Origin of the sequence: Streptococcus gallinaceus (genome assembly GCF_040545695.1) — a bacterium.
Classification (GTDB): domain Bacteria; phylum Bacillota; class Bacilli; order Lactobacillales; family Streptococcaceae; genus Streptococcus; species Streptococcus gallinaceus.
In genome coordinates, this window is record NZ_JBEPMK010000002.1 from 255,999 (window position 1) to 276,974 (window position 20,976).

Annotated in this window: 18 protein-coding genes; 1 reads left to right on the forward strand and 17 read right to left on the reverse strand. The window is 43.8% G+C overall.

Annotated features, from left to right (window positions below; all coding sequences use genetic code 11):
- Positions 1–38: 38 nt before the first annotated feature.
- From ABID27_RS03515 to ABID27_RS03535, 5 genes are all read right to left on the reverse strand, one after another.
- On the reverse strand, positions 39–644 hold the full coding sequence (locus tag ABID27_RS03515) for a DUF6261 family protein (protein WP_354280287.1): 606 nt from the start codon (positions 642–644) through the stop codon (positions 39–41).
- 12 nt (positions 645–656) lie between these two features.
- Entirely contained in the window at positions 657–806 is a 150-nt protein-coding gene (locus ABID27_RS03520; RefSeq protein ID WP_354280289.1) for a hypothetical protein, read from the reverse strand.
- Positions 807–1,419: 613 nt separating this feature from the next.
- Complete coding sequence (locus ABID27_RS03525; RefSeq protein ID WP_253363608.1) at positions 1,420–1,914, reverse strand: phosphatase PAP2 family protein; 495 nt, start codon at positions 1,912–1,914, stop codon at positions 1,420–1,422.
- A gap of 47 nt (positions 1,915–1,961) precedes the next feature.
- A complete protein-coding gene (locus ABID27_RS03530; protein ID WP_354280291.1) occupies positions 1,962–5,318 on the reverse strand; it encodes an FtsX-like permease family protein in 3,357 nt (1,118 codons plus the stop codon).
- Positions 5,319–5,327: 9 nt separating this feature from the next.
- Positions 5,328–6,029 (reverse strand): ABC transporter ATP-binding protein, encoded by a 702-nt coding sequence (locus ABID27_RS03535; protein ID WP_354280293.1) that lies wholly within the window; start codon positions 6,027–6,029, stop codon positions 5,328–5,330.
- A 159-nt stretch (positions 6,030–6,188) separates the two neighbouring features.
- Here ABID27_RS03535 and ABID27_RS03540 point away from each other — a divergent pair, with 159 nt between their 5' ends.
- Positions 6,189–6,722, forward strand: a complete 534-nt coding sequence (locus ABID27_RS03540) for a TetR/AcrR family transcriptional regulator (RefSeq protein WP_253363602.1) — start codon at positions 6,189–6,191, stop codon at positions 6,720–6,722.
- 42 nt (positions 6,723–6,764) lie between these two features.
- Here ABID27_RS03540 and tpx read toward each other — a convergent pair whose 3' ends face one another.
- The 12 genes from tpx to ABID27_RS03600 all read right to left on the reverse strand — a co-directional run bounded on the left by tpx (position 6,765) and on the right by ABID27_RS03600 (position 20,954).
- Positions 6,765–7,247 (reverse strand): thiol peroxidase, encoded by a 483-nt coding sequence (tpx, locus tag ABID27_RS03545; protein ID WP_253636082.1) that lies wholly within the window; start codon positions 7,245–7,247, stop codon positions 6,765–6,767.
- Positions 7,248–7,322: 75 nt separating this feature from the next.
- Positions 7,323–9,557: a heavy metal translocating P-type ATPase gene (locus tag ABID27_RS03550; RefSeq protein ID WP_354280296.1), complete on the reverse strand. Its 2,235-nt coding sequence runs from the start codon at positions 9,555–9,557 to the stop codon at positions 7,323–7,325.
- A gap of 95 nt (positions 9,558–9,652) precedes the next feature.
- A complete protein-coding gene (locus tag ABID27_RS03555; protein WP_354280298.1) occupies positions 9,653–11,185 on the reverse strand; it encodes a helicase HerA-like domain-containing protein in 1,533 nt (510 codons plus the stop codon).
- A 104-nt stretch (positions 11,186–11,289) separates the two neighbouring features.
- Complete coding sequence (locus ABID27_RS03560) at positions 11,290–13,059, reverse strand: ABC transporter ATP-binding protein (RefSeq protein ID WP_354280300.1); 1,770 nt, start codon at positions 13,057–13,059, stop codon at positions 11,290–11,292.
- The gene (locus ABID27_RS03565) at positions 13,049–14,881 is read right to left on the reverse strand and encodes an ABC transporter ATP-binding protein (protein WP_354280302.1); all 1,833 of its coding nucleotides are present in this window, start codon (positions 14,879–14,881) and stop codon (positions 13,049–13,051) included. The genes ABID27_RS03560 and ABID27_RS03565 overlap by 11 nt, the downstream gene beginning before the upstream one ends.
- A 41-nt stretch (positions 14,882–14,922) precedes the next feature.
- Positions 14,923–15,366, reverse strand: coding sequence for a MarR family winged helix-turn-helix transcriptional regulator (locus ABID27_RS03570; protein WP_253363590.1), 444 nt, complete (start codon positions 15,364–15,366; stop codon positions 14,923–14,925).
- 194 nt (positions 15,367–15,560) lie between these two features.
- On the reverse strand, positions 15,561–16,424 hold the full coding sequence (gene tehB / locus ABID27_RS03575) for an SAM-dependent methyltransferase TehB (protein WP_253363588.1): 864 nt from the start codon (positions 16,422–16,424) through the stop codon (positions 15,561–15,563).
- A gap of 65 nt (positions 16,425–16,489) precedes the next feature.
- Positions 16,490–16,957 (reverse strand): SsrA-binding protein SmpB, encoded by a 468-nt coding sequence (gene smpB, locus ABID27_RS03580; RefSeq protein ID WP_253363586.1) that lies wholly within the window; start codon positions 16,955–16,957, stop codon positions 16,490–16,492.
- Positions 16,920–19,277, reverse strand: a complete 2,358-nt coding sequence (gene rnr, locus ABID27_RS03585) for a ribonuclease R (RefSeq protein WP_253363584.1) — start codon at positions 19,275–19,277, stop codon at positions 16,920–16,922. The genes smpB and rnr overlap by 38 nt, the downstream gene beginning before the upstream one ends.
- 42 nt (positions 19,278–19,319) lie before the next feature.
- A complete protein-coding gene (secG, locus tag ABID27_RS03590; RefSeq protein ID WP_253363582.1) occupies positions 19,320–19,553 on the reverse strand; it encodes a preprotein translocase subunit SecG in 234 nt (77 codons plus the stop codon).
- A gap of 46 nt (positions 19,554–19,599) precedes the next feature.
- Positions 19,600–19,749, reverse strand: a complete 150-nt coding sequence (rpmG, locus tag ABID27_RS03595; RefSeq protein WP_075099873.1) for a 50S ribosomal protein L33 — start codon at positions 19,747–19,749, stop codon at positions 19,600–19,602.
- The gene (locus ABID27_RS03600; protein WP_354280468.1) at positions 19,746–20,954 is read right to left on the reverse strand and encodes a multidrug efflux MFS transporter; all 1,209 of its coding nucleotides are present in this window, start codon (positions 20,952–20,954) and stop codon (positions 19,746–19,748) included. Before ABID27_RS03600 ends, rpmG begins: the two co-directional genes overlap by 4 nt.
- Positions 20,955–20,976: the final 22 nt, after the last annotated feature.

The window sequence follows — 20,976 nt, forward strand, 5'->3', positions numbered from 1 at the left end:
TTATTATAGCACGAAAAGACCCAACTGGGTCTTTTCTTTCACTCCTTTTCTGCTAGAACTTCCTCTTTCACAATTGCTACATTCTTATCTTTCGTATCCGGTTTTCTCACCTTATACCGACTACGAATGGTATTGAGTTGCTTACGTAATTGGGCAAATTCTGTCTTTTCTGGAAAACCATAGGCCATGATGGCTGTGTAGTCGATGATAAAGTTATAGGATTCTACTAGATTTCCACGGGTCTCTCTGATTTTTCCCGGAGTTTTACTAGCCTGCTCTTGGATACGTTGGCTATAAACGCCATCAAAATGACTCTGCGCCTGCACTAAATGTTCGAACTGAACAGACAAATAAAGCTGAGCCAAAGCATTTTGATAGACTTCCTCTCTTAATTGATTGACCAAGTGATTGATAGCTTCCGTCTTTTTCTCATAGGTGTTCTCTGTTAGCTGTTGATAGTTCTTCATCAAGGGTGCCAACAACTGATAAGCAGCTTGGCTATTCTTGTCCCGACTCTTGCCATAGGCGCGAATGAGATTTACCAAGGTTACAGCAGCGTCTGACCGTTCTTTATCGGTCTCTCGTAACTGTTGAGTATAAAGGCTAGCGCGGCTTTTATGGAGTCCTTTTTCAAATTCTGCCATATAGTCTTGCAGTCAAATAGAATAAGTTGTGTAAATCAATTCTGACTTATGGGTCTTGGCAAAGGCACCGATGGTAATTTGCGAGTCTTTGATAAGCTGATAAGTTTGCTCTTGGTCAAGAGTCCGAAGATTTAAGGGGTAGGTAGCATATTGTTTCTTCATGTATTTCTCCTTTTTAGCTAACACGCTTTTTTATTTCTCATCTTAGTTATTCGAAAATAGTTTTGAAAAAATCGATATTAAGTAAAAAATAAGCTCATTTTCTATAAAGTAATTCTCTCTAGAGCTAAAAACAAGTTGATTGCACGGTGTATCGTCCTATTCAAAGGAAGAAATACAACAACTACACGATGTATCACGTTATCCGGAAAGCGAAATGCAACAACTACACGTTGCATCGTGCTATTCGAAAGGCAAAATACTACAACTACATGGTGTGTCATGCTATCCGGAAAGGCAAAATACTACAACTACATGGTGTGTCACGCTATCCGGAAAGGCAAAATACTACAACTACATGGTGTGTCATGCTATTTGGAAGACTAAATACATTAACCACTTGGTGCATCGAACTATTCGGAAAATAAGTTATGACGACTACATCGTGTGACGAATGAGTTTGAACGGTAATTTGGATTGTTTACTTGGGTCAACGGTTCTATGTTCAATCCGTGGTCAATAAAAAAATCGCCTACAAGTAGGCAATCTTTGCATTCATCCATTCTACCAAATCTTTGATAACCTGTTTCTCTTTACTATATTTCATATCCTTCCCCTAAAAAACAAATAGCAAACTTCCTATCCCTATTCCAAGAAATAGACCAACTAGGACATCTTTTGGAAAATGAACTCCGACCAAGACACGACAAAATGCCAAGGTAGCTGAAAGAAACAGTCCTAATAACCCCAAACCAAGATTGCTCGTCAAGAGACACATGGAGATGATAGTGGCTGAAAAGACATGACGGCTAGGCATGGAATTTCCTTTACTGGCTTTGGAGATTAGAGGGTGAATGGCATAAACTTCATAGGGGCGAGGAGTGTTAATGACCTTTCGGACTAGACTCAGGAGGACAAAACCAAGAGCTGGTATGAGCAGATATTTCCAGTCCCAGCTGTCTTGAATGACTCTGTCTAAAAGAAAGAGTGGATAAATCAGATACATGATGTAAGTGATATAACGGTTGAGCCAGATAGTTGCTTTCTGATAGGGTGGGTATTTCGCTAAATAGTCAGCCCAGCTATGATAGACTTCTTCATAATTTTTCATGGCTTAATTATAGCATAAAACCAGTCTCTTTCGAGACTGGTTTCGTTTTATTCAACGGATTTTAAGGCTTCAAGCATATCTACTTTTCTTAGGTGATAATTAACAAACCAGCCCAAGACAGCTAGAATGCCTAAAATAGCTAGAACAGGTGTTAGGTAGACATCCCAAGTCACCGTCGGATTGAACATAATTGAGTCCGTTCCAATCATATCCAGTATCAAGAGATGTAGGGCTCTTCCCCCTAGAAGACCAAGTACGATTCCAACTAGAGAAAGGAGGATGGTCTCTCGATAGATGTAGAGAGTGACTTCCTTATTATGGAAACCGAGAACCTTAATCGTTGATAACTCACGAATACGCTCGGCAACATTGATATTGGTCAAGTTATAGAGAATAACAATCCCCAACAATAAAGACAGAACAATCAGTATCAACATAATGGATTGGAGAGATTGAGCAAGATTGTCAATTGTTGCTACCATAGTTGTGTTTTGTACAACTGCTGATACGCCTGCCAGTTGTAGGAACTTGGCCGATACTGACTTCACGCTGTTCGACTGGTGGTTGGTCAACTTGACCAACCATGCATTATCTGTCGGTGCCTGTCCGGTTGCTTTTTTGTAGTAGTCTGCTGTCATGTAAACTGAGTGTCCCGCATACATTTCGGCAATGCCAGTCACTTCTACAGACACTTCTTGATTATCAATTGTCAAAGTTATCTTATCTCCTACTTTTGCATCATATAGCTGCGCTAGTTTTTCAGTGATGATAACTCCTGAAGATGACAAGGTAAGTGGTTCACCGTTTTTGCGATTGGAGAGACGAATATAATCTGATAATTGATCTGCTTGCTCAGTCACAAGAAGGCTAGTGGCCTGTTTTTCATCTTGATGGGGAATGGATTGCTCCAAACTTTGATAGGAAATAGAGAGGTGGGAATCTACGGATTTCTCTGAGAATTCCTTTTCTACAGTATTTGCTTCAGCCTTACTGGCAGCTGAATTTTTCACCACAATCATATCATATTGCAGCAAATCTGAAAACTGACGATTGACCAAGCCAGAAATTGAAGAGCGTATCCCCAAGCCTGCAAAGAGGAGGGCGACAGACCCTGCGACCCCAAATATGGTCATGAGCATCCGCTGCTTGTAGCGGAAAATATTGCGGACAGTGACTTTTTGGGTAAAGGTCAATCGTTTCCAGATAAAAGAAATCTTTTCAAGTAAGATGGTAGAACCTGATACAGGCGGTTTGGGAAGTAAGAGTTGGGCGGCATTTTCTTTTAAATCCCGATGAGCGACTAGATAAGCTGGTAGTACTGCTGAAATCAATCCTAGTACAATTGCCGTCAGGAGCCAGCGCGGATAAAAGAAGGTCGGCGCTGCCCCCACTACCATATGCTCCGTAACAATGTTACTAATAATCGGAGATAGCCAGTAACTTCCTACAATAACCCCCACAACACTCCCTAGTATGCTAGCTACCAAGCCATAAAGGATAAATTTTCGGATGATGTCGTGATTCGTGTAGCCTAGAGCTTTGAAAATTCCGGCATTGGTCCGCTCCTCATCTACAAAACGTGTCATAGTTGTAAAAGTCACCATGGCTGCTACTAGATAGAGAACAATTGGAAAAATGGTTCCGACAGCTGAGATGCTTCCCGTTGCTACGCGATAATTCTCATAGCCAGTCCCACCAGGAATGGTTTTGCGATTGTAGACCAGGTAATTTGGCTCCTCTAACTTAGACAATTTAGTTTCCGCGTCGGTCAATTTCTCCTTCGAGTCAGATATTTTCTTGTCTGCCTCAGATTTCTTATCGGTATAGGTGTCTTTTGCAGTAGCTATCTCGGTCTTGGATTTGCCTAGCTGGGCTTCTTTTTCAGCTATGGTTGCTTGGGAAGATTGTAAATCAGCCTTTCCTGTCTCATACTGAGCCACCCCATATTGATAGGTCGCTTGAGCTGCTTGGTATTGGGTCAAGCCAGTTTGATAACTAGACTCACCTGCTTGATACTGGGCTAAGCCATTAGCATACTCTTGCTCACCAGATTGGTAAGTAGTCTCTTGGACTTGGTAGGCCGCTTTGGCATTTTCTAATGCTGCAAATCCTTGATTGTAATTGGTCAAAGAAGCTTCCAGCGTTTCTTCATCTTGGGCAATTTTTGCTTGCGCCGCTTGGATCGCTGGATTTTGACTTGGATCTTCTCCAGCAGCTGTCAGGGATTCTATTTGCTCTTGTAAAGTATTTTTTGCTGTTTGAAGAGCCAATTGTCCAGACTGTATTTGACCAGCTGCTGCATCTAGTTCTGCTTGTTTTTGTGCAATCGTTTCCTGAGCCTGGTCGAGTTGACTCTTGGCACTGTCTAACTGACTGCGACTGGCATCTAACTGGGCCTTACTAGCATCCAAATCGCTTCTTGCCTTATCGAGTTCAGCTTTCTTGCTAGTTAAGGTTGCAGCTGCTTCCTTTAGTTGCTGCTCCGTTTTTGCTAATTGATTTTCACCCTTGGCAATCTGTTCTTTTGCTGCTGTGATTTGTTGGTCGCCGTCGGCAATCTGCTGTTCTCCATCGGCAATTTTCTGTGCAGACTGGCTGAGTTGATTTTCCGCGTCAGCAACTTTTTCTTGCCCTTGCTGAATATCCTTTTGCCCATCTGACTTAACGCGAGCGAGCCGTAGACTGCCATTGTCAGCCACCAACTTTTCCAGTTCCTCTGCATGCTTTGCCAAACGCTTGTCATAAGTTGAAGAGGTATAAACCAAATCTTTCAAATCATCATAACGAAGGCGGGCAATCATGTAAACATCCGAGTCAAATGCTTCCTTGCTAACCACGGCATAGGCTGTCAAACTGCCTGATCCAGCGCTCGAATTTCCAAGGTTTTTTGTACTCCAAATCTCCGGCGAATGGACAAATCCAGTCACTGTAAAAGTCGTTTTTTTCAAACTCCCCTTATCTGATTGGGAAAATTCAATCTTACCTCCAAGTTGATAATCTCCCTTGAGACTCGTGTCTAGGGCAATCTGGTCTGGCTGACTGGGAAGTTGACCCGATATGAGTTGAAATAGGGAGATTTTCTCCGTCTGAGAATAAATACGAACAGCGTCCGTCGTTCCCTTACGAGTCACATCTGTCGTGTAGCTGTATTCGACCGTCGCATGGGGGATTGAGCTGAGCTCCGCTTGGTCCTCCTTGTCCAATCCCATATCTGCAATGACCGCCAAATCCATCATTTGTGTTTTTCCAATGGTAGCTTGAGCTAGGCGTTCCATATTTGGTGATGTAGCTTTGAGCCCCACCAAGGTCACTGCTCCGATGAACATGAGACTAAAAATGGAGAAGAATCGTCCCTTGGATGAAGACGCTGACTTGAAAAGATTTTTCCAATAGACTTTTTTCATAGACGTCTCCTAGTATTCCAAGGTCGCAATATCTTGCGGCTGTGGATTGACCTTGATGGACTTAACCGTTGCGTCCCGCATATAAATGACCCGGTCTGCAATAGGTGCTAGCGCTGAATTGTGGGTGACAATAATAACAGTCGCTCCTTGCTGACGAGACATGTCCTGCAAAATCTGCAAGACTTGCTTACCCGTCTGGTAATCCAAGGCTCCAGTCGGTTCATCACAGAGGAGGATTTTAGGATTTTTAGCTACGGCACGCGCAATGGACACACGTTGCTGCTCTCCACCTGATAACTGAGCTGGGAAATTATTGATCCGGTGGGACAAACCAACTTCAGTTAGAATCTCGACTGGGTCCAAGGCATCTTTTACAATTTCCGAAGCAAGTTCTACATTTTCCTTGGCGGTTAAGTTAGCCACCAGATTGTAAAACTGGAAGACAAAGCCTACATCATCCCGACGGTAATTGGTTCTCTGATGAGAATTGTAGGTAGCAATGTCCACGCCGTCAATAATCACTTGACCTTCATCATTGGTATCCATGCCGCCCAAGATATTAAGAATCGTTGATTTTCCTGCACCAGAGGAGCCTAAAATGATGACCAACTCCCCTTTTTCAATCTCAAAATTCACATCGTGATTGGCAATAATCTGGTTGTCCCCGACTTGGTAGTACTTGGAACTGTGTTTTACTTCAATATAAGCCATTCTTTTCTTCTTTCATTGATTTTAGTATAGCATAAGTCGGCAATTATTTTTTAGGATTAAATAGACAACTTGTTGATTTATACTTGTTTACTATGGTATCATGTCAGTAATGATCCTACAAGAACAAATCTCAACACTTTGTTGATTTAAGGTGGTGACATGCAAAAACGACAAACCGAAACAAAAACCTACATCCGTCAAGCACTTGGTCAACTCTTGCGGGAAGAACCTTTGGAGCAGATTTCCATTAGTCAGATTTGTAAAAAAGCTGGTATCAATCGGGGCACCTTCTATCTGCATTTCTCTGATAAGGCTGATATGATGGAGCAGTACAAGGAAGAATGGCTAGCTGCAATGGATATACGGATTCAGGAGCACCGCGACCAGCCAGAAACCGTCATTTTGTCCATTTTAGAATTTGTAGAAGAAGACCAAGTCTTCATTTCCGCCCTATCTCAAAGTAAGAATTTTTTATTTGCCCAAGCCATCAAGGACACTCTCTACCGCATTATTTGCCTCTATCCTTTTTGGGAAAAGCAGGCTTATCTTCGGTATGACTTGCCAGCTGAATTTGCTCGTGAAGTCTACATTGCTAGCATTGAAAGTGTCATCAGTCACTGGATAGCTACGGATTTTCAGCAATCTCCACAGGAACTGGCTCAGATGATTTCTGGCCTCGCTCTTGCGGACTAACCCCCAAAAAAGCCTGTAAGTTTCTTCTTACAGGTTCTCTTTTTATTTTACCACTGCCAAAGCTGCTTCATAGTTTGGGTGTTCGTTGACATTTTCAAGGTATTCGGTATAGATAATCTTGTTGTCCGCATCCAATACCAACACTGCACGTGCCAATAAATTCCATTCTTCCATGAGCAGACCATAGGCTTTCCCAAAAGTGTGGTCATAATAGTCTGATAGAGTGATGGCATTGTCCAAGCCTTCTGTTCCACAAAAACGAGCTTGCGCAAAAGGTAGGTCAGCAGATACCGTAATCACAGTCACTCCATCCCTATCCGATAGTTCCTGATTAAATCTGCGAGTCTGGGCAGAGCAAATGCCTGTATCAATCGAAGGCACTACGCTCAAGACCTTGATACCGCTAAAGTCTGTCAACTGCTTTTGTGTCAAATCATTGGCCATCAAGCTAAAATTAGGAGCTAGTTCTCCAACCTGTGGCTGTTTTCCAATCAATGTTACTTCTTTTCCGATAAAGGTCGTCATGTCATCTCCTCACTTTCTGATTTTATTGTAAGCATTCTCTCAAAAAAATACCAGTCATTTGACCGGTATTTTCGTTTAGATCTTTACTCTTTTCAGTCTAAGGGCATTAAGCAAGACAGACACAGAGCTAAAGCTCATAGCTGCACCTGCTAGCATGGGATTGAGCAAGGGTCCACCAAAGAGATACAGCAGGCCCATGGCAACTGGAATACCGATGACATTGTAGGCAAAAGCCCAGAATAGGTTTTGCTTGATGGCTTTCATGGTCAAGCGACTCAGGTGCAAGGCACGCGCAACACCTGTCAAGTCTCCCTGCATCAGCACCAAGTCTGCCGATTCAATGGCTACGTCCGTACCTGTACCAATTGCCATTCCGATGTCTGCTTGAGCCAAGGCTGGCGCATCATTGATACCATCTCCGACCATGGCTACTCGGGCACCTTTAGCCTGTAAATCCGCAAGGACTGAAGATTTCTGCTCCGGCAGCACTTGACTGACCACTCTTTCGATACCGATTTCTTGGGCAATGGCTTGCGCTGTAGCATCATTGTCCCCTGTTAACATGACAACCTCTAAGCCCATATCTTTCAACTGGGCAATGGCCGCTGGACTGGTTTCTTTTATCTGGTCTGCGATGGCTAGCAACCCTAAAAATTGACCATCATAGGCCAGAAAAATGGGGGTCTTTCCAGCTTGTGCCAATTCCAATTCTCGACCGTGACTAAGCGATGTATCCATTCCTTTTTCTGCCATGAGAGCTTGATTGCCAAGATACATCATCTTGCCTGCTACCTTAGCTAAAATGCCTCGGCCAGACAAGGCCTCAAATTCAGAAACAGTCGGCAGTACCAAACCTTTTTCCTTACTCAAATCGACGATTGCTTGTCCCAATGGGTGCTCCGAACCTTGCTCAGCAGCTGCCGCCAAACTGACTAACTCATCTTCAGTTGTATTATTTGCAGGTAAGATATCTGTCACACTAGCTAGACCAGCTGTAATCGTTCCTGTCTTATCGAGGACGATGGTATCCACAGACTGAGCCAATTCCAAGGCTGAACCCGACTTAATGAGAATACCGTGCTCTGCACCTAGCCCAGTTCCGACCATAATAGCCGTCGGAGTGGCAAGACCTAGGGCACAGGGGCAGGCAATGACCAAGACGGAAACTGCAATATTCAAGGCAAAAGTCCAAGACTCTCCTCCAAAAACAAACCAAGCAAAGCCAGAAAGCAAAGCCAGAGTCATGACGACTGGTATGAAAACCGCGGCTACTTGGTCTGCTAATCGAGCAATGGGCGCCTTTGAACCTTGCGCTTCTTCGACCAGACGAATAATCTGCGCCAAAGCCGTATCCTCTCCAACCTTGGTCACTTCCAAGGTGAAGCTGCCGTTTTTATTGATGGTTGCACCAAAAACTTGGTCACCGCTGACTTTTTTGACTGGCAAACTCTCGCCTGTTAACATAGACTCATCAACAGTTGATTGTCCTTCTAGCAAGCGACCGTCCACAGGGATTTTTTCCCCAGGACGCACCTGCAAGATATCCCCAACCATGAGATCGGAAACTGGGATTTCCATTTCCACTCCATCTTTCACCAGATGAGCTGTCTTTGGTGCCAAAGCCACGAGATGCTGAATAGCACTGGAGGTTTTCCCTTTGGAGACGGCTTCGAGATATTTTCCCAGGGTAATCAAGGTCAAAATAACTCCCGCAGACTCGAAATACAGTTCGGGATGATGGGAGAACGTCACTTTGTGCATAGCTAAGAGAGCTGTCATAACAAAACCTTGTCCCAAGGCCGCAATTGTACCTACCGCAATCAGGCTATCCATATTGGGATGCCCTCGAAATAAACTGGGCAATCCATTGGTATAAAACGCTCGACCTAGGTAAACAATTGGCAAGACCAAACCAATCTGCACTAAGGCAAATGCCAGAGGATGAGCCATCGGTTCTAAAAATGCTGGCAGGGGAAGACCGACCATGCTACCCATAGCTACATAGAGCAAGGGGAGGCAGAAGAGTAGGGAGCCTATAAATCTCTTCCACAAGATAGATTCACGTGAGGGTTTGGCGCTTGCTACCGCCGCTTCTTCTGAGGTGAGAACCAGGTGATAGCCTGCTTTTTCCACCGCTTGAACCAATGTTTCTGGAGAAACTTGTTCTGGTTCAAAACGCACGGTTAATTTTTCTGTCGCGAGATTGACAGCTGCTTGGTCTACTCCGTCCACTTTTCCCACTACTTTTTCCACAGTCATGGAACAAGCTGCGCAGGTCATTCCTTCTACTTTATAAGTCTCTAAAGCCATGGTTTTTTCCTTTTTTACTTTTCTGTCTTTAGTATATCAAATTTGTTTACATTTGTAAACAAATAAGTTATATAAAAAGAAGGTTTCCCTTCTTTTTATTTTCCTTTCAACATACCTGTGATACCACGGACCAAGATGCGACCGGCTTCTCGTCCAACAGCACTCATGATATTTTTTGTAAATCGATCCATTGCGCTATCTGAACGACGGCTGCTAGTGGTCGCGCGTTTTTCACTTGCTTTTTCCTCAGCCTTTGCTCGTTTTTCGGCTTCTTTTTGTGCTTCCTTGGCTGCTTTTTCTTCTGCCTTTTTAGCTTCTGCATCCGCAGCTTCTTTTATCAATTGAGCTTCTTTTTCCTGCGTCATGGCCATGATTTGTTCATGGGCCGATTCGCGATTGATGGCATTTGCATACTTGTCTAAGAGACTTGAATGATTAGCCAATGACAGAACGAGTGTTGGGTTCGCTGTTCCCAAAAGACTTTTCGGTGGATAAATCATTACTCGGTCTGCAAATCCCGGTGCTCCATCCTCACCCAGTGTAGAAACCACTGCTTCACCCACTTGTAATTCTTGAATGACCTTGCTCAAGTCCTCTCCATCGGCTTGACGGAAAGTCTCCGCAACCGTTGCAACAGTTTTTAATTCCTTAGGTGTAAAGGCACGTAAACCGTGCTGGATACGATTGCCCAGCTGACTAGCTACACTGTCTGGAATATCCGTCGGATTCTGGGTCACAAAGAAAACTCCGACACCTTTCGAGCGAATCAGGCGTACAATCAACTCGATTTTTTCCAATAAAACTTTTGGTGCATCCTTGAAGAGAACGTGGGCTTCATCAAAGAAGAAGACCATCTTAGGCTTATCCAAATCCCCGACTTCAGGAAGAGTCTCATAGAGCTCGGCTAGCAAGGACAAGAGCACCGTTGAGTAGAGAGTTGGCTGGTTAAACAACTGCTTGGCATTCAAGATAGTGACCACACCGCGTCCATCATTTGCCGTGCGCATCAAGTCCGCAATTTCCAAACTTGGCTCACCAAAGAAAATCTTGCCACCTTGCTGCTCCAAAACCACCAGACTGCGCAAAATAGCCCCGACCGACCGGGCAGGAATATTGCCATAATATTGGCTCAACTCCGTTGCATTTTCTGCAACATAATTCAGCATGGCTCGCAAATCCATCATATCAATGAGTAGAAGGCCTTTTTCATCTGCCACACTAAACACGATATTCAAAATACTTTCCTGGGTTTCATTGAGCCCCAATAATCGTGTTAACAAGACCGGTCCCATCTCAGAAATGGTCATCCGAACTGGCAATCCTTGCTCGCCCATGACATCCCACAACTCGACAGGATAACTGGCAGGATGATAATCCTCATAGTGAGTAGCCGCTAAACGCTCCGGCGAAATATCACCTGCATTTTCCTGAGCTAGACTCGTCAAATCTCCCTTGATATCTGAGAGAAAAACGGGGATTCCAGCATCGCTCAACTGCTCAGCCAATACCTTTAAAGTCACCGTTTTCCCTGTACCAGTTGCTCCGGCAATAATACCGTGGCGGTTCAAGCGTTTCAGCACAAGTTGAGCGGCAGCTTTCCCATAACCAAATTGAATTGTATCAGACATAAGGTCTCCTTTTTTCATGTGTTCTTTGTTCTATTTTACCATATCAAAATAGGATTTTCAGTTTCAAAGACAGAAAAAGACTGGAACTCAGTCCAGTCTCTTCTTTAAGCTACTTCTTCGCTATCTTCTGTAAATTGACTATTGTACAAGTCTGCGTAGAAGCCATCTTGATCCATCAATTCATCGTGGTTGCCCTGCTCGATAATATTGCCATCTTTCATGACAAGAATCAAGTCTGCATTGCGAATCGTTGATAAGCGGTGAGCAATGACAAAGGAAGTACGACCTTCCATCAATTTATCCATTGCTTTTTGGATCAGCTCCTCTGTCCGAGTATCCACTGATGACGTCGCCTCATCCAAAATCAAAAGTGGAGAATCCTTGAGCAAGGCCCGTGCAATGGTCAAAAGCTGCTTCTGACCGACAGACAAGGTTACTGAATCATCTAAGACTGTATCATAACCATTTGGCAAGGTCTTGATAAAGTGATGCACACCCACGGCCTTAGCTGCTGCTTCCACTTGCTCATCCGTGATATGGTCTTGATTGAAAATCAGATTTTCCTTAATAGTCCCTTCAAAGAGCCAGGTATCTTGCAGAACCATCGAAAAGGCATCATGCACTTCACTACGTTTCATATCATGAACATTCACGCCGTCTATGGCAATCGTTCCTGAATTGATTTCGTAGAAACGCATCAGCAAGTTGACAATGGTCGTCTTACCAGCACCAGTCGGTCCGACAATCGCAACCTTCTGACCTGGTTTTGCTTCTGAAGTAAAGTCATGGATAATCGTTTTCTCTGGAGTGTAGCCAAAGTTAACATGGTCAAATGTAACATGACCTTTGACCGTTTCCAACTGACGTATCTTACTTTCTTCAACTTCCATCTCATCTTCATTGAGGAATTCAAAGACACGTCCCATCGCTGCGCTAGCTGATTGCAACTGGGTAATCCCTTGGGCAATTTGACCGATGGGCTGGGTGAAGATCCGCACGTAGGTCATAAAGGCTACGATGGTCCCCATCGTGATGGTACCGTCTAAAGCCAGTGCCGCACCGACAACACAGACCATGACATAGCCAAAGTTCCCGATAAATTGCATCAGCGGCATCATAATGCCAGAGAAGAATTGTGATTTCCACATAGAACTATAGAGCTTATCATTCAAGTCTTTAAATTCAGACTTGGCTTGCTGACGGGCGTTATAACTAGTTACGACATTGTGACCAGTGTAGATTTCCTCTACATAGCCTGAAATATTGGCGAGATTTGTCTGTTGTTTTTTAAACAACGGCTGACTCTTAAACATGATAATGGATGACAAAGCAAAACCTGCAAATACAGAGACAATAGCTGTCGTTGCCAAATGCCAGTCCGTCTTAAACATCATAAAGATAGAACCAATCAACAGCACAATCGATACAACCATTGTAACCAAGGATTGGTTAAAGGATTGGGTCATCAAGTCCACATCGTTGGTGATACGAGACAAGGTATCTCCCTGTGAATGCCCATCAAAATAACGAAGCGGAATACGGTTGATTTTATCTGCGATAGCATCACGCATCCGTTGAGCGAAACGTTGAATAATCGTTGTCACGATAAAGCTTGCTGCGTAGGATACCAAGGCACCTCCCACATACAAGATGGCCAATTGACCAGCAATTTTACCGATTTTTGTCAAATTGATATCTCCTGTCAAGCCCTTGACCATGAGGTCTGTTACCTCTTTTAGACGGTCAGGCCCGATAACGGTGATAATACTTGAAATAATAGCTAGGACAACCGCGACTCCAAAGAAGGCCTTATAGCCCTTGACGTAGGGAGCCAGATTGGCAAATAAGCTTTTTTCTTGTTTTTTATTTTCCATTTTCCAACTCCTCCTTCGATAATTGTGAATAAGCAATTTCTTGGTAGACCTCATTTTGAGCCAAGAGTTCCTTGTGGGTACCTTGACCGACAACCTTACCTTGGTCCAGTACCAAAATCAAGTCTGCATCCATAATGGTTGAAATACGCTGAGCCACAATCAATTTGGTCATCTCAGCCGTTTTTTCTTTCAATTCATTCCGCAAAATACGGTCTGTCTTGTAGTCCAAGGCGGAGAATGAATCATCAAAAATCAGAATCTCAGGTTTGCGAGCCAAGGCACGAGCAATGGCCAATCGTTGTTTTTGTCCGCCAGAGAAGTTTGTCCCACCTTGGGCCACTTCTTCATCCAAACCTTTTTCTTTTGAAGCAACAAAATCCTTGGCTTGAGCTAATTCTAAAGCTTCCCAAATTTCTTGGTCTGTGAGAGGAGATTGTTCTGAAAGCCCGAATTCCATATTGGAACGAATTGTTCCACTGAAGAGGACCGCTTTTTGAGGAATATAGCCCACTTTATTATTCAAGTCATCGTGTGAATAATCATTGACATTAACACCATCTACCTTAATCCAACCTTCTGTCGCATCGTAGAAACGTGGCAAAAGGTTTACCAAAGTAGACTTACCAGAACCCGTTGAGCCGATAAAGGCAACGGTCTGACCTGCTTTTGCTGTAAAGGAAACATGCTCAATCACAGCACGAGAATGTTTGGTGTAACGGAAAGAAACATCGTGGAATTCCACTTGTCCTTTTTGTCCATTGTCTGCTGCGGAGGCATCCTTAAATTGAACAGATGGCTCCAAAGCAAGCACTTCATTGATCCGGCGAGCAGATACCAAGGCACGTGGCATGATGATGAAAATAGCCACCATCATCATAAAGCCAATGACAACCTGCATAGCATAAGACGAGAAGACAACCATATCTGAGAAGAGAGAAACGCGGTCTCCAATCGCATCTTTCATGGCCAAAGCTGATGTTTTCATCGCTTCCGCACTTGATTGATCCATGGCTGCAAGCTTGATATCATTGACCAAATGCGCCCCAATCCAGTAAATGGCCAAAGTCAAACCAGATGAGACAACCGTCATCACTGGATTCATCAAGGACATCAATCGGAAGACAAAGAGATTCAGCTTGGTCAAGCCAGCATTTTCTTGTCTAAATTTATCTGATTGGTATTCTTCGGCATTGTAGGCACGAACGACACGAACACCTGATAAGGACTCACGCGTGGTTGCATTGAGCGCATCTGTCAAATCCTGTACCATGCGCTGTTTTGGAAAGGCAAAGACTAACAAGGTTATGAGCAAAATCAAGACCATCACAACAGCAACCGCAACGGCACTGGTCCATTCATTACTCTTGCCCCAAATCTTTGTCAAAGCCCAAATGGCCATAATCGGTCCACGAGTGACTACCTGCATCCCCATGGTGATGAGAATTTGCAGCTGCGTCAAGTCATTGGTCGTCCGAGTCAAGAGAGAGGGAATGGAAAATTTCTTAATTTCCGCATCTGAATAATCCATCACTTGGTTAAAGATGTCCCCGCGCAAACGTGTTGTAAAACCAGCCGCTGTACGCGAAGCCAGAAAACCAACCGCAACGGCAATCAAAAAACTACCGAGTGAGAAGCCCAACATTTTTGAGCCCGGCTCTAGAATGTCTTTTATCTCTGTCCCTTTTGTCTGCAAGAGAGTCGTAATATCGGACATGTACTCTGGACTCTTCAGGTCCATCCATACCGCCAAACAAATCAAGACAATACTAAGGACAATCATGCCCCACTCTCTAGCGTTCAAGCGTTTAAAAATCTTAAACATGCATTTACTCCTTTGTAAAAAGTGAAGAATCCTAAATTTCTTTAGGATTCGCTGTCATCTAATTGAATGTTTTGAGCTAACCTTGTCATGACTTGACGTGCCGAATCAATTTCTTCACGGCTGATACCATCAAGCAGGGTTTCATGAACATAGGCTATAAAATTCTCAAAATTGGCAGCCTTCTCTCGGCCCAAGTTCGTCAAGGCAAGGTTTTTGACGCGCTTGTCGGTTTGAGATGGTTGAATCTGGATAAATCCATTTTTTTCCATCCGTTTGACCAAGTTCGAAGCAACTGACTTGGAGATTTTCAATTTTTCTTCAACATCTTTGATAGAATAGTGGGCTTCTGGGTTGCGGTAAAGATGCATAACGATAAAACCTTGCGGTCCTGACAAATGCTCTGCGCCACAGTCTGTCGCAGCCTTATCCAAAAACTTTTCAATCTGATTTACTAGTCTACGAAGTTGTTGAAGTGGGGTTTCCATGACTTATCTCCTTTCAATTAGTTACCATGGAAACTATTATACACTATGTGGGGATATTGTCAACAAAAAGTTCTCATAGAAACTAATTTTTTTAATCTATTTTCTGAAAAAATAAAAAAACGGGTTTCACCCTGTTTTAACGGATATTTCTTCATCTAAAATCCAGAAAATAACTACATGATTTTCAAAATGAATTAGTTGATTTTCTTAGCTAGCATGGTTGCAAAGCGGAGCTTGATAGGATTGCCATTTTCATCCACTTTATGAAGATGACCAAAATCTTCGTTATACTTGATGAACTCCCAATCTTGGTAGTAGTCGCGCAACTCTCCCGCCTTGAAGGTGAATGGGAAATTCATGGTACATGGCGCATCCTCTGTATCCATAGCGCAGACAATCAGATTGTAACCACCGACTGCTGTTGACTCTTGCATGTTTTTGATAATAGCTGGAACAGCATCTGGGTTCAAGAACATAAAGACAACCGTTGACAAGATAAAGTCGTAAGTCTGGCTGAGATTGGCTGCATTGATATCATAGAGACCGAAGTTCATATCCATATCCTCAGCATCCAAGACAGTTGCCAACATCTCCAAGCTGACCTCATTGCGATCGACAGCTGTCACATCAAAGCCTTTTTTAGCAAGATAGAGGGCGTTGCGACCTTGTCCACACCCCAAGTCCAATACCTTGCCAGGTGCCTTGACCACTTCCATGGCCTCGATGATTTCCGAATGCGTCCGTCCATAATTGTATTTTTTAGCAAAATAATCTTCAGGCTGACAGAAAAACTCCACGAAAAATTCGGTATCATCTGTCAAGAGGGTCACGCGGTGCCAAGCTTGAGGCTCCACCATAGGAATATCCAGACGACGGTCAAAGATAAAGGTATCCGTGATTTCATTGTCATCTGAGATGGCTTCAAACTTGATTTGACCTTTTAAGACCTTGATTTTTCCCCAAGTGCCGACCTTGGTGTTGTGTTTGTGGGTAATTTCAGTTGGAACAGTTTCCTTGTTCCAGACAGGCATTCGTTTATAAGCGACTAATTCTGGCATGCTTCTTCCTCAACTTTTATACTTTTCTTTCTATTATACAAAAAAGAACTAGATTTCTCTAGTTCTCATCGACTATTAATCGCTTTTATGGTTCGTTTTAAATCACGTTCCTGTTCGCGACGCTTGATAGACTCACGTTTATCGTAATCGTGCTTCCCTTTAGCAAGGCCGATTAGGACTTTGGCAAATCCGTCTTTGATATAGACTTTGAGCGGTACCAAGGTCATACCTGTTCCCTTGACTTCATTTTCCAGCTGCTGGATTTGCTTCTTTCTAAGCAAAAGCTTGCGGGTACGAGTCGGGTCTTGATTCCAGATATTTCCCTCATCGTAAGGTGCAATATGAACATTGACCAACCAAGCTTCGCCTTTTTTAATCTGAGCAAAGCCGTCCTTGAGGTTGATACGGGCTGCGCGAACCGACTTAATCTCGGTACCTGTCAGTACGATACCCGCCTCAATGGTGTCTACAATGGTGTAGTCGTGGCTGGCTTTCTTATTTTGTGCGACGACGTTTCCTTGACCCTTGGCCATTCTTGCCTCCTTTCTTTGCTACTTCCTTGTAAAATGGTTTCTTTTTCTTCTTATCTTTTTTAGGAGAATGCGACTCTTGATCCGATTTACGGTGAGACTTGCCACGATTTTTCACAGACTTGTCATCTCGGTCACGCCCCCCACGATTGGCCTTCTTCCGACTAGACTTGGCAACTTTTTCAACCACATCCACTTCGGATGGAAGGTACTCAAAGTCAATCTCGCCTGTCATCTTATCAGCTTTGGTAAGCTTGATTTTAATGGCTTGACCAACACGGAAGACCACACCAGATTTTTCTCCCTGTAGTGTCATGGTCCGCTCATTGTAGCTGTAGTACTCTGGCAAATTGGTCACATGAATCAAGCCCTCAACCGTATTTGGTAATTCGACGAAGACCCCAAATTTGACAACACTTGAGACCACACCGTCAAATTCTTGTCCCACGAATTCTTGCATGTATTCTGCTTTTTTCATGGCTTCTACTTCACGCTCCGCATCAATGGCACGGCGCTCACGGCTAGAAGTTAATTTCGCAATTTCAGAAATTTCTGCCTCAAAATGCGCCACTTTTTCTTCTGTTAACTGGCCATATTCACGCACCATCCGGTGAACCAAAAGGTCGGGATAACGACGGATTGGACTGGTAAAATGAGTATAAAACTCTGCTCCCAAACCATAGTGGCCCGCATTGTGCTCAGAGTAGCGAGCTTGCTGCATGGAACGCAAGAGCATCATGCTGAGCACATCAGCATAAGATTCGCCCTCTACTCTAGCCATCAAGTCTTGCAAGGCTTCTTGGCTAATTGAACTGGCTGTCCCGTAAATCGGCAGACCGAAGGTGCTAGCATAATCAATAAATTTTTGCAGTTTTTCAGACTTGGGTTCTTCGTGAATCCGATAAATGAAAGGCAGTTCTAACTGGGCAAAATGCTCTGCAACTGTTTCATTGGCTGCTAACATAAAGGACTCAATCATTCGCTCTGCCAGTCCACGTTGACGCAAGACGATGTCCACAGGTAAACCATCTTTATTGACAATGATTTTTGCTTCGCTGGTATCAAAATTAAGGGCACCACGACCGAGTCGCATATTTTCAAGCGTCTTGTGCAGTTTGACCATCAGCTCAATACTTGGCACAATTTTTTTAAATTGCGCAGCTTTTTCCGCATTCCCTGCAATGATCTCATTGACATCTGAGTAGGTCATACGGAAGGCAGTCTTGATGACCGTCTGTCCAATCCAATGCTTGACAACTCGACCTTTGCGGTCAATCTCCATAATAGCTGACTGGGTCAAGCGGTCGACATTTGGATTGAGCGAGCAAATGCCATTTGACAGCCGCTCTGGCAACATGGGTACCACACGGTCTGTCACATAGACTGAGGTCCCACGATTGAGCGCCTCTTTGTCCAGAGCTGAGCCTTCCATCACATAATAAGACACATCAGCGATATGGACACCAAGCTCTAGATTGCCATTTTTCAGCTGCTTGATATGGACAGCATCGTCCAAGTCCTTGGCATCTGCGCCGTCAATGGTAAAGGTAATTTCATCCCGTAAATCCAAACGGCCTTCCATATCCTTTTCGGACGGTGCCTCGGGTACACGATTGGCCTCTGCCAAAACCTCTTCTGGAAACTCGGAAACGATATCCATTGACTCCAAAACTTCCAGCACATCAATGCCGACATCGTCTTGATGACCGACCACATCACGCAAGGTTGCCACAAAGAAATCATGCTTCTTACTTGGATATTTTTCAATATCAACCTTGATAATCTCCGTCCCAGTTAGGACTAGTGGTGATTTCTTAACGTAAATGCGTTGCTGAATTTTTTGATTTTTTGACTTGATATAGCCGGCATACTTGGGCTTTTCTTCATCCAAAATCAAGAGGCCAACAGCTGTCTTCAAGGCATGGTCTAAAATATCAACCACGCGTGCTTCGGCCGCAGTTCCTTTTAAACGGTCTGCTACCTTGGTAATGGCAACCTCAACTGTATCGCCTTCTATGGCATGATTGACATCATTTCGACCGACAAAGAGGTCGTCCTCTTCCTCATCCACCGTCACAAAGCCAAATCCATTTTTATGGGCACGAAAAATTCCCTTAATGGTGATGGCCTGCTTTTCTTTCTTCTTAGGAAGGGAGATTCGTCCCTTCTTGTCAAATTGCAGTTGTCTTTGACTTTCCATCTTGGAAACCAGTTTGATCAACTCGACAAATTCCTTGGAAGACGTCGCTCCTAGCTGATCTGCAAGCTGATCCATGGTCACAAGACCGACCTCTGCTATATATTCTTTAATATCTTTTTTCATGATTCCTCTACAAAAAAAGGGACTGATAAGCCCCTGTACCATTTATTTACTTGAAATGATAACCAAACCAACAGCTACAAGCATCCATAACAATACAAGGATAGCTGTCAAACGTTGCATCACTGCCTCAAATCCACGTGCTTTTGTTCGCTCGAATAGGGCACCTGAACTGGCATCAAAAACATTGCTAGATTGGTTTTTAGCAGGCTGTAAAAAGATTACAACAACTGTAATCACTGATAAAACTAAAAGAACGGTTAGTAAAATTTGGTACATTTTTTGTTCACTTCCTTCAATAACTCCCTACAGTATAACACATATTCTATTTTGTTTCAAGGTGAAGGGTCACTTTTCTTTCCTTGGGACAATACTTTAGAACCTCTATTTTCTGCGGATGAGTTTTACTATTCTTGCTGGTCAGATAGTTTTTGCTGCCACACTCTGAACATTGTAAATTAATTTTTACTCTCACACAATTTCCTTTACTTTAAGATACTTTCTAAAATTGATTAAACTCCAGCTAAAATTGACAAAGACAATCATCGCCGTCACGTAAAAGACCATTCGGTAACCTAGGTGAGTAGCCACCATTGACCCGACAAAAGGCCCTGCCACTTGCCCCATATAGCTAAACATCTGATTGTAGCTAAAAATCCGTGAAATCCCTTCTCTAGGTGTAATCTTGCTCAGAAGTGAATTGATACTTGGCATGAGGGCTCCTACGCCAAAACCGTAAAGGAAACGAAGAATCCCTAATTGCAGCGGCGTCTGAGCTAAAGCGCAGAGAAAATACATGGCAAAGCTATAAAACAAGGCGAGCAATAAAAGTCTATGATTGCCAATTCTGTCGCCAATTTTTCCCAGAAAAGACGAGCTCAGCATGCTTGAAAAACCAAGTGCTGACACAATCAAACCAGACACAAACATGAGATTTGTCGTTTGCCCCAGATGACGAATGTAGAGCGTTAAAATCGGTGCAATAGACTGGGCCGAAATTTGAATAATCATGCTGGTTACAAACAAGCCAATCATGATTTGCAAGCTGCTAACCTGTCTGAAAACTTCTCGAGTCGGCAACACATCTTCCCGCGTAATGGGCTCAAAATCTTCCTTAACCAAGAAAATCGTCATCAAGGTACAGATTAAGAGAATGAAGCCAACCAAGAGAAAGACTTGTCGAATACCGAGCCACTCTGCCAAGAGCCCTCCAAGCAAGGGACCAATCAGACTGCCGCCCGTAACACCTGTTGCCAAGGTCCCTAAGGCATATCCCGAATGTTCCTTTGGAGCCTGACTGGCAATCAGGGCCGTCGAATTAGGCACATAGCCCGCAAAGACACCATTCAATATCCGCAATACCAACAGCCAGTAAACATTGGGCACAAAAGCTAGCCCACCCATGGTGAAGGTCATGACTAACGCTGCTCGGACCATCATGGGCTTGCGACCAAACCGGTCCGCCAAGCGACCCCAAATCGGGGAAACCAGAGCTGAGGCTAGGGCTGAAAGCGATACGGCCAGGCCAGCATACAGCTCCACCTTGCTTTTAGGCGCACCTAGCTCTTCTACATAAAGCACCATGAAGGGCATAACAAGCGAAAAGCTTGCCCCAGTAAAGAAGTTCCCGAGCCAAGCTACTTTTAAATTTTGACGCCAATTTACTGCATTCGTCGAAATAAGTCATCATCTTCTTTCTCTG

Excerpts from the sequence above, each read along its gene's own strand:
- ABID27_RS03515 (WP_354280287.1), bottom strand. The coding sequence starts at position 644 with ATGGCAGAATTTGAAAAAGGACTCCATAAAAGCCGCGCTAGCCTTTAT.
- ABID27_RS03520 (WP_354280289.1), bottom strand. The coding sequence starts at position 806 with ATGAAGAAACAATATGCTACCTACCCCTTAAATCTTCGGACTCTTGAC.
- ABID27_RS03525 (WP_253363608.1), bottom strand. The coding sequence starts at position 1,914 with ATGAAAAATTATGAAGAAGTCTATCATAGCTGGGCTGACTATTTAGCG.
- ABID27_RS03530 (WP_354280291.1), bottom strand. The coding sequence starts at position 5,318 with ATGAAAAAAGTCTATTGGAAAAATCTTTTCAAGTCAGCGTCTTCATCC.
- ABID27_RS03535 (WP_354280293.1), bottom strand. The coding sequence starts at position 6,029 with ATGGCTTATATTGAAGTAAAACACAGTTCCAAGTACTACCAAGTCGGG.
- ABID27_RS03540 (WP_253363602.1), top strand. The coding sequence starts at position 6,189 with ATGCAAAAACGACAAACCGAAACAAAAACCTACATCCGTCAAGCACTT.
- tpx (WP_253636082.1), bottom strand. The coding sequence starts at position 7,247 with ATGACGACCTTTATCGGAAAAGAAGTAACATTGATTGGAAAACAGCCA.
- ABID27_RS03550 (WP_354280296.1), bottom strand. The coding sequence starts at position 9,557 with ATGGCTTTAGAGACTTATAAAGTAGAAGGAATGACCTGCGCAGCTTGT.
- ABID27_RS03555 (WP_354280298.1), bottom strand. The coding sequence starts at position 11,185 with ATGTCTGATACAATTCAATTTGGTTATGGGAAAGCTGCCGCTCAACTT.
- ABID27_RS03560 (WP_354280300.1), bottom strand. The coding sequence starts at position 13,059 with ATGGAAAATAAAAAACAAGAAAAAAGCTTATTTGCCAATCTGGCTCCC.
- ABID27_RS03565 (WP_354280302.1), bottom strand. The coding sequence starts at position 14,881 with ATGTTTAAGATTTTTAAACGCTTGAACGCTAGAGAGTGGGGCATGATT.
- ABID27_RS03570 (WP_253363590.1), bottom strand. The coding sequence starts at position 15,366 with ATGGAAACCCCACTTCAACAACTTCGTAGACTAGTAAATCAGATTGAA.
- tehB (WP_253363588.1), bottom strand. The coding sequence starts at position 16,424 with ATGCCAGAATTAGTCGCTTATAAACGAATGCCTGTCTGGAACAAGGAA.
- smpB (WP_253363586.1), bottom strand. The coding sequence starts at position 16,957 with ATGGCCAAGGGTCAAGGAAACGTCGTCGCACAAAATAAGAAAGCCAGC.
- rnr (WP_253363584.1), bottom strand. The coding sequence starts at position 19,277 with ATGAAAAAAGATATTAAAGAATATATAGCAGAGGTCGGTCTTGTGACC.
- secG (WP_253363582.1), bottom strand. The coding sequence starts at position 19,553 with ATGTACCAAATTTTACTAACCGTTCTTTTAGTTTTATCAGTGATTACA.